General features: G+C 29.5%; 11 protein-coding genes. 2 read left to right on the top strand and 9 right to left on the bottom strand.

The window, feature by feature from the left end:
- Positions 1-36 precede the first annotated feature (36 nt).
- The 7 genes from KGF42_RS05040 to ilvA form a co-directional block, all read right to left on the bottom strand.
- Complete coding sequence (locus KGF42_RS05040) at positions 37-750, bottom strand: helix-turn-helix transcriptional regulator (RefSeq protein WP_227821086.1); 714 nt, start codon at positions 748-750, stop codon at positions 37-39.
- 175 nt (positions 751-925) lie between these two features.
- Positions 926-2,278, bottom strand: a complete 1,353-nt coding sequence (locus KGF42_RS05035) for a 6-phospho-alpha-glucosidase (protein ID WP_227821087.1) — start codon at positions 2,276-2,278, stop codon at positions 926-928.
- Positions 2,279-2,324: 46 nt separating this feature from the next.
- Positions 2,325-3,875, bottom strand: coding sequence for a PTS transporter subunit EIIC (locus KGF42_RS05030; RefSeq protein WP_227821088.1), 1,551 nt, complete (start codon positions 3,873-3,875; stop codon positions 2,325-2,327).
- 53 nt (positions 3,876-3,928) lie between these two features.
- On the bottom strand, positions 3,929-4,744 hold the full coding sequence (locus KGF42_RS05025) for a PRD domain-containing protein (protein WP_227821089.1): 816 nt from the start codon (positions 4,742-4,744) through the stop codon (positions 3,929-3,931).
- A gap of 20 nt (positions 4,745-4,764) precedes the next feature.
- On the bottom strand, positions 4,765-5,247 hold the full coding sequence (locus tag KGF42_RS05020) for a PTS glucose transporter subunit IIA (RefSeq protein WP_227821090.1): 483 nt from the start codon (positions 5,245-5,247) through the stop codon (positions 4,765-4,767).
- Positions 5,248-5,534: 287 nt separating this feature from the next.
- On the bottom strand, positions 5,535-5,915 hold the full coding sequence (locus KGF42_RS05015) for a RidA family protein (RefSeq protein ID WP_003416451.1): 381 nt from the start codon (positions 5,913-5,915) through the stop codon (positions 5,535-5,537).
- Between the two features lie 94 nt (positions 5,916-6,009).
- Positions 6,010-7,227 carry a threonine ammonia-lyase gene (gene ilvA, locus KGF42_RS05010; RefSeq protein WP_227825902.1) on the bottom strand — a complete coding sequence of 406 codons (1,218 nt, stop codon included), beginning with the start codon at positions 7,225-7,227 and terminating at the stop codon, positions 6,010-6,012.
- Between the two features lie 658 nt (positions 7,228-7,885).
- Here ilvA and aspD point away from each other — a divergent pair.
- Complete coding sequence (gene aspD / locus KGF42_RS05005; RefSeq protein WP_054274513.1) at positions 7,886-9,514, top strand: aspartate 4-decarboxylase; 1,629 nt, start codon at positions 7,886-7,888, stop codon at positions 9,512-9,514.
- Positions 9,515-9,634: 120 nt separating this feature from the next.
- The gene (locus tag KGF42_RS05000) at positions 9,635-10,630 is read left to right on the top strand and encodes an asparaginase (RefSeq protein ID WP_003431031.1); all 996 of its coding nucleotides are present in this window, start codon (positions 9,635-9,637) and stop codon (positions 10,628-10,630) included.
- A 182-nt stretch (positions 10,631-10,812) separates the two neighbouring features.
- Here KGF42_RS05000 and leuS read toward each other — a convergent pair whose 3' ends face one another.
- Together leuS and rsfS are read right to left on the bottom strand one after the other, a co-directional pair.
- Positions 10,813-13,233 (bottom strand): leucine--tRNA ligase, encoded by a 2,421-nt coding sequence (gene leuS / locus KGF42_RS04995; protein ID WP_227825901.1) that lies wholly within the window; start codon positions 13,231-13,233, stop codon positions 10,813-10,815.
- 351 nt (positions 13,234-13,584) lie between these two features.
- Positions 13,585-13,932, bottom strand: coding sequence for a ribosome silencing factor (gene rsfS, locus KGF42_RS04990; protein WP_227825900.1), 348 nt, complete (start codon positions 13,930-13,932; stop codon positions 13,585-13,587).
- Positions 13,933-13,961 lie beyond the last annotated feature (29 nt).

Below are 13,961 nucleotides of genomic sequence, written 5' to 3'. Positions count from 1 at the left end.
CTTTCTTAGTACAACTTTATTATATAACGAGAATATTTAATATACTTTCAAAAACTCGCTATCTTTCAAAGATAAAGAAACGGGCATTCCCATCATTCGCTTAACTGTACCTGCAAAGTGTGACGGAGTATCGAATCCAGCAATCATAGAAGCTTCTGTAACATTTTTTCCAGAAAGTAATTCTCTGAAAGCACACTCCATTTGATGAAATAAAATATAGCTTTTTAAAGGTATTCCAATTTGCTCTTTAAACAGATGTGATAATCTACTTGCTGATAGTGACACTTTATCTGCAAAACTTGAAATAGTATGATTATCACAATTACAAGTACGTAATAAATGAAGTAACTCAGTAATTCTGTCATCATAGTGTTTGGGAGTTGCAGGTATATTCAAATGTTTATTAAGCATTTCCATAAATCTTAAATATTGTTCTTTATTGGATTGATATATCAAAGAAGTTCCTTGTTTACGTAATTCCTCTAATCCATCGTTGTCACATATCCAATAACCAAAATCATTCATTTTTGAGGTAAGCTGTTCTGCGTATATAGATGTAGGTTCAATAATAGCAGAATAATAAACTTTTTTTCTTGCTGAAAATGAGTGAGAGATATTTTTATCTACTACGATACAATTACATTTAACTAATTTTTCATTAACTGTTATTTTAATGCTGTCTTCTATTCCTATGAATAGTTGTAGCATACAATGGCTATGTGTATCTGCTTCTAAATTGTTTGTAATCATACCAATCCTATCCTCTTGCCAGAAAATTTTATTTATAATGTTCATTGTATCACTCCATTCTTCTAAAAATATCACTCTTTATTTTAATATATTGTAATATGTTTGTGAATATATTTTGATAAAAGGCTCTGAAAGCATACCTAAATATTAAGTAGAAACCTTTTCTTCTACCCTTCTATCTTAGTTCTGGCCAATATTCTTTATTAACTTCTATCATTTCATCCAAAATTTCTTTAGCGACATTCATACTTGGAACAGTTTTATTTAATGTAAATGCTTGTAAAGCTTTTTCATAACTATTTTCAATATAAGCTTCTACTATCAATTTTTCGCTGTTAAGCTGTTGCATCATTAATCCTTGTTGGAATATAGGTATTGGACCTCGAGCAATAACTTCTGGACCATCTTTACCAATATATGCTGGAATTTCTACCATTGCGTCATATGGCATGTTTGGAATAGCTCCACGATTTTCAGTTATAACTAAAAAACGATTATGTGTATCATTTTTGATTGCAACTGCTAAATCACTAATCCAATCCCCATGTGAGCCTGCATAAAATGCTTTTTCAGAAATTTCTCCAGTTTCTAAGTAATTTTTTACACCTTCAAATAAATCTTTTTCACGGCTCTCCATAACTTCATTTGCACGAGTACGATTTATATTTGAATGTTCCACTGTTTCTTTACTCAAAAGATAGTATGTTAAATAAGTGTTTGGTAAATATTTAGGGAAGCTTTCTAACATTGTATGAACTGATTCCCAAACATGTATCCAACTACTTACAGCATGACGATTTCCTGTAACACGACTTTTTTTTAAGTTTTCAATATAAGATTTTGGTAGTAATATTTTATTTTCTTTTATGTATTCTTTAATTTCTGCCATTAAATCTCTACGTTTATAATCTATTGAAGTAAACCACCCAAAATGATTTAGACCAAAATAATCATAGTGTATATTATGGACATCCTTAATGTCTAATGAACCAGCTATCATATCTATAATAGCTATTGGCATATCGCAGATATTTATAATTCTTGCGTTTGGTCTTAACTTACGACAAGCTTCAGAAACAATTGCAGCAGGATTAGAGTAATTTAATATCCAGTAATCTTTTTTAGCATACTTTTCCACATCATCAATAACTTTTATCATTGGTTGTATTGTACGTAATCCATATGCCATACCTCCACAACCACAAGTTTCTTGACCTACACAACCATATTTCAATGGAATTTTTTCATCTTGCTCACGCATTTCATATTTACCAACACGCATTTGTGCAAATATAAATGTAGCATCTGTATAAGCTTCTTTTTCACAATTAGTTACAGTTAGCTTAATATCTGTTTTAATATCTTCTTTTAATATCCAGTCGACAACTACAGCTACTTTATCTTGACGTTCTTTATCAACATCAAATAAACGAATTTCATCAAGCTCTAACTCTTTTTCTCTTAATGCAATTGACTTAACAATACCTGGAGTAAATGTACTTCCTCCACCAACAATAGTAATAATCATAATAGTTATTCCTCCTCTATAAACTCTATATAAATCATATGTATCTTTAATAAGCTTCTAAAAAATCTTCTACTGCACGTCTTACCTCATGCACATGAAGTCCAAAAATTATTTGTATATCTTTTCCTTTCCTTACAATTCCACTATTTGGGGTTAGGTTAATTATGTCTTCATTAATCTTACTTTCATCTTTTACATTAACACGTAATCTAGTGATGCAATTTTCTACTGTATTAATATTCTCTTTTCCACCTAGTCCATCAATTATATTTTCTATACCTATATCTAAATTAAGTTGTTTTGATTGTTCTTTGCATGTAGCTGTACTCTCATCTTCACGACCTGGAGTTTTATAATTAAATTTCTTAATTAAAAAACTAAATACTACAAAGTATACAATAATTTGTGCAAATCCTAATATCATCATTACTGGCCAGTGTGTTTTTTCTATACCTACTGTGGTATTCATTATAATTGATACTAATAAGTTACCTCCACATAATGCAGTAACATCAAATATTTTTAATAAAGCTATAAAAAGACCAGCTATAACTGCATGTACAAAGAATAAAAGTGGTGCACAGAATACAAACATAAAGTCTAATGGTTCTGTTACAGAGGCTAATACTGCCGTAATTATTAGTGGAATAATTGTTGCCTTAACCTTCTTTTTATTTTGCTTATATGCAGTATAAATAAAGGCAGCTCCTATACCTATATAGCCAAACATCTTTGTAAATCCAGTTGCCATATAGTATATACTATCTGAGAAACGCTCAACTGGTAAATTCATTTCTGTCATAACTATAGCATAGGCTCCTGAAACTGTATCTGCACCAACTTTAAGTACTCCTCCTAAATCAGAGAATTGAAATGGTGTATAGATTAAATGGTGAAGTCCAGTTGGTACTAATATTCTCTCTAAAAAGCCGTATAAGAATAAACCAAATGTACCTGTATCTTTTATGACATTTGCAAGAGAAGCTATTCCTTGTTGGGCTAATGGCCATATAAAGTTACTTACAACACCAATTAAAATAGATACAAAGAACATACATATAAAACTAAAGTTTGCTCCAGAGTATATCTGCAAAGCTCCTTTGAATATTTTGTTGCTTGTACGATTAAATACATATCCAACGATACATCCTAAAATAATTCCACCAAATACACTTGTGTCCACAACTTGAATACCTAAAATAGTAGCTTGTCCAGTCCCTATCAATCCAAGCATTTTACTTTCTTTTGCTAGTTTTCCTAGTGAGGTTAGCATAGTATTAGAAGCTGTGAGGTATATTATATAACTCATAAACCCAATCAATGCTGCTTTGTGTTTCTCTTTTTTTGCTAGTGCAGCAGGAATACCTATAGCAAATATAACAGCAAGATTATTAATAATAGCCATTATACAGTTATAAATTAAGCTTCCAAATATTTGTATTGGCTCCCATTTGAAAAATGGAAATACTCCTAATAACATATCGTTTGTAAGTAACACACCTACAACCATTAATATGCCTGCACTTGATAAGTACATTAATGGTTGAACCATTGCTTTTGCAAATGTTTCTAATCCCCCAAGTAGTTTCTCTTTCAATCTTAATACCCCCTCTTAAAATTATATATTTCTATTATTAATTCATTTCATTCTTATAAGATTTTTGTTAGGTGCAGTAGTAGATAAATTTTTTCAGGTTTATCTAATTTATATCTAAATTCTTTTTCAATATATCCATTTAACTTTTCTAAATATTCTTTATTTTTAGGATGATTGTTAATTAAATAATCGTACATTTCAAGCATTTTATCATCCTGACAAATTTCATTCTTAAAAATTCTTTGGGCAAGAAATTTAAGATGAGTTCTAAAACGTAATGTACTTAAACTCGATTCATCTAATTCTAATCCATAACATTCTTTAATCAAATTAACACTACCTTTTACAAATTTTAAAGTATCATATGCCAAATTATCATTTGATTGTAAATTGACAAAATGTAAAGCTATATAGCCTGCTTCATCTTCAGGCAAATGGATGTGACATACTTTGTATATAATGTCTAAAGCTTTTACTCCTAATTCAAATTCTTTTGAATACATCATCTTTATATCCAAAAGCATTAAATTAGGTAAAAAAACATTATTTTTCATCCTATCTATTGCAAAACTAATATGTTCTACTAGAGATAATATTCCTTTATTATTAAACTTTCCCTCATTCCCTGGTATAAGGCTTATAATTTGTTGTGAAGCATCCATCACTTCTGGACTTACATTTTTTAACAATTCTAAGAATTTTGTTTGCATATGGTCTTGAACATAATAAATCTTTTCTATTTTATCTTCATTAACTTTATCTCCTGGACGTTTATTAAAACCTATGCCAAGACCTAGTAAAATAGCATCTTTTCCGTCATTAGTTACTGTAGATAATGCATTATTATTAAAGATTTTTACTACTCTCATATTGAATTAATCCTTTCCTATTATTTCATAATTTCAATAACAGTATCTTGTCCTGCAACAACCTCATTCTCTACTATGCAATTTATTTTCGGGAATTCGCTATGATTTAGGACAATCATTATTGTTGTACAATCAATTCCCTGAGAAGTTATTTTTTCTCTTTCAAAACTTATTATTGGATTACCTTTTTTAACAACATCTCCTTGAGACACTTCACTTTTAAACCCTTCACCTTGTAAATTAACAGTATCAATTCCTATATGAACTAATATTTCAACTCCATCATCTGAAACCATACCAAATGCGTGCTTTGATTCAGTAAGCACAGTTATTTTACCATCACAAGGAGCTACAACAACATTACTATTAGGAATAATTGCAATTCCATCTCCCATTAACTTTTTTGAAAATACAGAATCGTTTACTTTCTCAATCTTAATACTGTTACCACTCACTGCTGCATGTATCTTATAGCTTTTATTCTTCTTGAAAAAACTTAACACAGAAATTCCCCCTCATTAAATATACTTTTTACTTTTCAATACAAAAAAGGCATAAATCCTCAGGATAAAAATATCCAAGAACTCATGCCTAATTTAATAGTTACACGTTTCAAATTATATACTCATTATAAAACCTTCTCAAAAATATTGCAATATTTATTTTAATTTTATTTTTTAATTCGACAATATTTATTATGCTATTTAAGCTTGTGATTTATTTTTTTATGAAAAGGCTGAATCACTAGAATATAGTTCTTCAGCCTTTCCAAATTAAAAATATTGTATTCTTATAATACAGCTATTACTTCTATTTCAACTTTAACGTCTTTTGGTAATCTAGCAACTTCTACACAAGCTCTTGCTGGTTTATTTTCTCCAAAATATTCAGCATAAACTTCGTTTATAGCTCCAAATTCATTCATATCTTTTATAAATACTGTAGTTTTAACTACATTTGAAAAATCAGCTCCACTTTCAGCTAATATAGCTTTAAGATTTTTTAAAGATTGAGCAGTTTGAGCTTGTACATCTCCTTCAACTACTTCCATAGTTTCTGGTACAAGAGGAACTTGTCCAGATACAAATAATAAGTTTCCAGCTTTTATAGCTTGAGAATATGGTCCTAAAGCTGCTGGTGCATCATTAGTATGTATTACTTCATGTTTCATTTTAAAATCCTCCTAATTCGTTAATCTAATACACATAAAATGTATCTTCATACACTATTATACTATTTTTATTATATATTATATACACTTTTTATTATAATTCTATAATTTTAAAACCTTTTTCTTCTATAGCTTTCTTTATTTTAGCTATATGGTCATAATCTATTGTCTCTAATATAAATTCCGCACTTTGTTTTCCTAGAGCTTCCCCTGCTGATAATTTACCTTGATTAGCACTTAAAATATTTCCACCATTCTCACTTATTATTCTAGTTAGTTCAGCAAAGTTTCCTGGCTTATCTTCCATAATTGTACTAAATGAATATCTTCTTCCTTCTTTAGCTAAAGCAACACCTATTATTCTATATAATGAATTTATGTCTATATTACCACCAGATATTATACAAACTACATTTTCATCTTTTGCTGGTACATACTTACCACTTAATATAGCAGCTGTACATACAGCACCAGCACCTTCTGAAACTATTTTTTGACTTTCCATCATAAATAATATTGATTCTGCAATTTCTGTTTCTTCAACCACTACTATTTCATCAACTAATTCATTTATTATTTCAAAAGTTAAATCTCCTGGAGTTTTAACAGCTATACCATCAGCTATTGTAGTATCATTAAATGCTGTTGTTACTTTTCTATTTTTTATTGACTCTTTCATTGAAGGTATATTTGCAGTTTGAACACCAACTATTTTTACATTAGGATTTAATGCTTTTGCTGCAACAGCAACACCAGATATGATTCCTCCACCACCAACTGGGCATAGTATAGTATCAACTTTATTGTCTAGTTGTTCGAAAATCTCAAGAGATATAGTTCCTTGTCCTGCTATAACATATTTATCATTGAATGGATGTAAGAAAGTTGCTCCTGTTTCTTTTTGTATTTCAACAGCTTTTGCATATGCATCATCATAAACCGCACCATTTAAAACTACTTCTGCTCCATAACCTTTAGTTGCACTAACTTTTGCTAAAGGCGCAGTTGCTGGCATTACTATTGTAGATTTTATACCAGTCATTTTTGCTCCTAATGCAACACCTTGAGCATGATTTCCTGCACTTGAAGCTATAACTCCATTTGCCTTTTCTTCATCTGTTAAACTTGCTATTTTGTTACAAGCTCCTCTTAATTTAAAAGAACCTGTTTTTTGAAGATTCTCACATTTGTAAAACACATTTGCTCCTGTCTTTTCACTAAGTTTAACGCTTTCAAGTAAGTCAGTTCTTTTTACTATGTTCTTGATGGTCTCTCTAGCTTCTTTCACATCTGTTAAGGTAACATTTATCATTTTATTCCACTCCCGTAAATCCAATTTTTGTTTATTACTTTCTATATAATTCTATATCTTTTTTTTTTAAAAATCAACATGTAAACGATTTTTATAATTTTTTAATTAATCACAAAAAAACTAAAAATACAACAATTGAATACAATAAACATATGTCTTCAATTCATTTAAATTACATTAAATGATAATTTAAAAATATTTTTTACATTTTTATCAAAATAACAATATGTCCTTTACTATTTTTATTAAAATTTGTATTTTATATTATTTTATTCACTTAAAAACTGTTTTTTTAACTTTATTTAATATTATTAAAGTTAACAAAGTAGTATAAAATATGTCTTATTAAACAACTTCAATATAAAAGAAAGTTTTACTTTATTTTTATTCAAAGTTAGAAAACTATACATTTGTAATAAAATATAATAAAAAAACCAAAGTATTAATTAAATCAAAGATTTATTTTGTATAACAATCATTTTTTATTAAAAGGTATTTTTTATTTTAACGTATAATTAATAAGGTTAAATAGCATTATTATTTTAATTTTATACTTTACTTTTTCTATAAACCTACTATAATTAAAGTATAATCATTTTGCTAACTTGTTTATTTTATTATAAAAATGTGAAACTTATTACATAAGGAGGAATTTAACATGAAAAATCATACTTATAAAGAAATCAAAAACATATATGGAAAAATAAGCCCTTTTGAATTTAAGGACAAATTAATAGATATTGCAAAATACACTGCAAAAGAAAATAATAGGGAATTACTTGATGCAGGTCGCGGAAATCCAAACTGGACTTGTTCAACTGCTAGGGAAGCCTTTTTTACTTTTGGTCATTTTGCCATTACTGAAACTCGTTCTAATTGGGATTTAGGTCACTTAGCTGGAATGCCTCAAAAAAAAGGTATTAAAGAAAGATTTTTTAAATTTATAAATGAAAATATAGATATGCCTGGAGCATACTTAGCTAGAGATATTATAAACTTTGGTATAAATGAACTTGGATTTGATGGAGATGAGTTTGTTCATGAACTAGCTGATGGAATTATTGGTGATAATTATCCACTTCCAGATAGAATGTTACCTCATATGGAAAAAATAGTACACGATTACCTAGTTCAAGAAATGAAATACGATATATCAGGTAAATATGGTGATGTAGAGATTTTTGCTGTTGAAGGTGCTACAGCTGCTATGTGTTATATATTTGATTCATTGATGGCAAATGAACTTCTAAAAAAAGGAGATACTATAGCCTTGATGACTCCTATATTTACACCTTATCTTGAAATACCTAATCTTCCTCGTTATGACTTTAAAGTTGTAAATATAAATGCTAATGAAGTTGATGAAAAAGGTGCTCACACATGGCAGTATACAAAAAAAGAATTAGAGAAACTTCGTGACAAGTCCATTAAAGCTTTATTCGTTGTTAATCCTAATAATCCTGCTTCTATAGCTATGGATGAGACATCTTGTAATAATCTAATAGATGTAATTGAAAATTATAATAAAGATTTAATGATAATATCAGATGATGTCTATGGAACTTTTGTAGAAGACTTTTCATCATTGATGTCAAAATTACCTTACAATACTGTCGGAGTTTATTCTTATTCAAAATATTTTGGAGTTACAGGATGGAGACTTGGCACATTTGCACTTCATAAGAAGAATGTTTTTGATAAAAAAATAAATGATTTAACAGGAGAGCTAAAAAAATCAGTTGATAAGCGCTACAGTGATATGAGTCTTAATCCTTCTAGTCTTTCATTTATGGAAAGAGTTGTTGCTGATAGTAGACTTGTTGCTCTTAACCATACTGCTGGTCTTTCTACTCCACAGCAAGTACAAATGGCGTTTTTCTCTGCCTTTGCATTGATTGACAAAGTTGACGCTTATAAAAAACTTAATATGAGTATCTGTCACAGACGTCAAAAACTATTGTTTGAAGCTTTAGAGCTTCCAATTAACGAAAATAAAAACAATGCTGCATATTATACTCAGTTTGATATTGAAGAATGGGCTAAATTAAACTATGGAGAAGATTTATTTAAATTTATAAGTAAGAATGCCTCTCCAGTAGATGTCCTTTATAAATTAGCTAATGACTATTCAGTAGTATTACTTAGTGGAAATGGATTTTATGGCCCTGAATGGTCAATTAGGATATCTCTAGCAAATCTATATGATGAAGCTTACACTAAGATAGGAAAAGCTATAAGGGAAATACTAAATGGTTATATTGCTGAATGGCAAAAAATAAAAAAATAATTATATTACACTGAAATATCTAAATTATATGAATAAAAGAATTTATGTAGACCTTAACTACTTTTTTTGATATAATCCTATCGGAATTATAAATTTTATTTATGAAAGGCAGAGAATAGTATGAGTATTAAGAAAAAAGTTGCCATAGTTTTTACTGGTGGAACTATATCTATGACAGTAGATGATAAGGTAGGAGCTGCTATACCAACTTTATCAGGTGAACAAATATTATCAATGGTTACCAATATTGATAAAGTTGCAGACGTTGAAGTTTTTAACTTTGATGAAATTCCAGGACCTCATATAACACCTTATAGAATGATGGAATTGAAAAATTATGTAAATGATTTATTAGCAAGAAAAGATATTACAGGAGTTGTAATAACACATGGTACAGATAGTTTAGAGGAAACAGCTTATTTTCTAGACCTTACAATTGACAACATAAAACCGGTAATAGTCACAGGTGCTATGAGAAGTAGCTCTGAACTTGGATATGATGGTTCAAGTAATTTATCTGCATCAGTTTGTACTGCTGTATCCAAAGATGCTATGGGAAAAGGAGTCCTTGTAGTTTTAAATAATGAAGTATTATTAGCTTCTGAAGCCACTAAAACAAATACTCTTTCTTTAAATACATTTAAATCTTTAACTAGTGGACCATTAGGGATAATTGACTGCAATGAACTTGTCCTTACAAGAGATATTGTAAATAGAACAATTATAGACACGGATAAAGTAGAATCTAAAGTTGCTTTATTTAAGGCATATGTAGGAGAAAATGCTGACTTTATAAGATTTGCTGTTGATAGTGGCTATAAAGGTATAGTTATTGAAGCAATGGGTAGAGGTAATATTCCTCCACAAATGCTTTCTGGAGTTGAATATGCTAGAGAAAAAGGACTTCCTGTTGTTATAGTTTCTAGATGTCATTCAGGTAGAGTGTTTGATAGTTATGGTTACTTTGGTTCTGGTAGAGACTTAAAAAATCTTGGATGTATATTTGGTGGAGACCTTCCAGGTCAAAAAGCTAGAATAAAACTTATATTAGCACTTGGAAAAACTGATAATCTTGATGAAATCAAAGATTTTTTTGAAAAAGGAATCTATTGTTAATTATAACAATGTTTAAAACAACAATGAGAGTGTCTAAGAATGAACTTTTTAGTTCATGAGGCACTCTTTTTTGTATGAAATCAAATCTATTTTCATAATTTCAACAATGAAAAAAGGCTTATCTCTATTTTGAGACAGCCTTATTTATTTTATAACTTTATATTTTTATTCATATTTTTTAGCTATTTAACAACTACATTGACTAATTTTTTAGGTACAGCTACAACTTTAACTATAGTTTTACCTTCAACTAATCCTTTTATTTTTTCATCTTCTAAAGCTACCTTTTCCATCTCTTCTTTAGATATATTTGAGTTAACAGTTAATTTTCCTCTAACTTTTCCATTAACTTGTACAACAACTTCTATTTCATCTTTTACTAAGGCTTTTTCGTCGTATTTAGGCCAATCTATATCAAATACACTTCCTTCTTTACCTATCATAGTCCATAATTCTTCACCTAAATGAGGTGCAAATGGTGCAATTATAGTTACTATAGTTTGTACACCCTCTTTTATAACTGCTTCGTTTATATTATCTAACTCTTTATATTTATACATATCATTTATTAATTCCATAAGAGCTGATATAGCAGTATTAAATCCGAATTTTTCACTTAAATCAGCAGTAACTTTTTTAAGTGTAGAATGTATAGTATATCTCATATCTTTATCTTGAGAATTTAATTCTCCAAACTCTACATCCTTTTTAACCACATCTGCTAACTCGTCAACCAATCTATAAACCCTATTTAAGAATCTAAAGCATCCATCAACACCTTGCTCTGACCAGTCTAAATCTCTTTCTGGTGGTGCTGCAAATAATACGAAAAGTCTTGCAGTATCTGCTCCATACTCATCTATTATATCCATAGGAGATACTGTATTCCCTTTAGACTTACTCATTTTAGAACCATCCATAAGTACCATTCCTTGAGTAAGTAAGTTTTTAAATGGCTCATTGAAGTCTACCATTCCCATACTCTTAAATGCTTTTACAAACCATCTTGCATAAAGTAAATGCATTATAGCATGTTCTACTCCACCTATATATTGGTCTACTGGATGCCATCTATTAACTAGTTCCTTACTAAATGGTTCATTTTCATTATTGCTATCTACATATCTTAAGAAATACCAAGAAGAATCAACGAATGTATCCATAGTATCAACTTCCCTTCTAGCTGGCTTTCCACAGTGAGGACAAGTTGTTGGCATAAATTGCTTTGAAGTAGTAAGTGGAGATTCCCCTTTTCCAGTAAATTCAACATCTGTTGGTAAAAGAACTGGTAAATCTTCTTTCTTAACTGGAACTATTCCACATTCATCACAATAAACTACAGGTATAGGACAACCCCAATATCTTTGTCTTGAAACTAACCAGTCTCTTAATCTATAATTAATAGTTCTCTTTCCTCTACCTTCTTTTTCTAACTTATCTATTATTCCTTCAAATCCTTCTGAAGCATCTAATCCATTAAACTCTTCTGAATTTATCATTTTGTTATCTTCTGTTATTACATCTATTATTTCTAAATTGTATTTTTCAGCAAAATCTCTATCTCTTTCATCATGTGCAGGAACTGCCATTATAGCACCTGTTCCATACTCAACTAATACATAGTTAGCTATCCATAGAGGAACTTTCTTACCATTTAAAGGATTTATAACATATCTACCTATAAACATTCCTTCCTTTTCTACATCAGCTGCTGTTCTTTCTATTTCTGTCATAGTGTGCATTTTTTGAACAAAAGCTTCGACATCTGCTTCATATTCAGTACCAGCAACCAACTCTTTAACTAACTCATGCTCTGGAGCAAGTACCATATAAGTAACTCCATAAGTTGTATCTGGTCTAGTTGTGAATACTGTCATAGATTTATCAGTTCCATCTATATCAAAAACTAAATCTGCTCCTGTACTTTTACCTATCCAGTTTTTTTGCATTATTTTAACCTTTTCTGGCCATCCATCTAATGTATCTAAATCATTAAGTAATTCTTCTGCAAATTCAGTAGTCTTAAAATACCATTGCTCTAAGTCTTTCTTTAATACTGTTGCTTTACATCTTTCACATGCTCCTTGAACAACTTGCTCATTTGCAAGAACAGTTTCACAAGAAGGACACCAATTAACATAAGATTTCTTTTTATATGCAAGTCCATGCTCTAAAAACTTCAAAAATATTTCTTGAGTGAATCTATAGTATTCTGGAGTTGAAGTCGCTACTTCTTTATCCCAATCATAACTAAGACCTAATAAATTTAATTGCTCTTTCATTTCTTCTATATTTTCCATTGTCCATTTGTGTGGATGTATTCCATGTTTTATAGCTGCATTTTCAGCTGGCAAACCAAAAGAATCCCATCCCATTGGATGAAGTACATTATATCCTTCCATCTTTTTGAATCTTGCGACAACATCACCTATAGAATAGTTTCTAACATGTCCCATGTGTATCTTTCCAGATGGATAAGGGAACATTTCTAATGTATAATAATTAGGTTTTTCAGTTTGTGCAGTATCCATTTTATATTGGTTATTGTCTTTCCAAATTTTTTGCCATTTCGATTCTACTTCTTTAAAATTATATACGCTCATATTTTACCTCCTATTTTTAGTTGTGTACAACTACCTTATTTAGTATTATTTACTTATAATTTCCAAATAATTCTTTGAAAATAAAAAATCCTCGTCACTAAACTTGCGTTTAGGGACGAGGATAAATCTTCGCGGTACCACCCTAATTAGCCTACTTTATATAGACTCTCTTAGATAGCTTTTAATCCAGCTATGGAGAATAGATTTCAATCTAGTAAGTTCAAAGTTATATAATATTAGTTCCCACCTTCCACTAACTCTCTGAAAAAATATAATCTTTTACTGCTCTAGTCTATTCAATTTAATATAATTTTTTAAATTTTCTAATTATAATAACATATATTATCATGTTTATGCTAATGTGTCAATATCTATATAAGGTGCATCTTTCCATAATTTTTCTAAATTATAAAATCCTCTATTTTCCTCATTAAATACATGAACCATTATGTCTCCATAATCAAGAAGTACCCATTGAGTTCCTTGTCCTTCTTTACCTCTTGGCTCTAATCCTAGTTTTGCTAATTCATATTCCACATTATCAGCAATAGCTTTTACCTGTCTCTGAGAAGATGCTGTAGTAATAATAAAATAATCACACAAACTAGAAACTTTTCCTATATTTATTATAACTGTATCTTGACCAAGTTTATCTTCTATGACATCATATGCTATTTTTGTCATTTGTTCCACTGTCATATAAAAATTCCTCACTTTCCTAATTAAAA

The organism is Clostridioides sp. ZZV15-6383 (assembly GCF_020657735.1).
GTDB classification, from domain to species: domain Bacteria; phylum Bacillota; class Clostridia; order Peptostreptococcales; family Peptostreptococcaceae; genus Clostridioides; species Clostridioides difficile_D.
The sequence above is the reverse complement of the archived record's forward strand: the minus strand, read 5'-3'. Positions and strand labels throughout refer to the sequence as shown.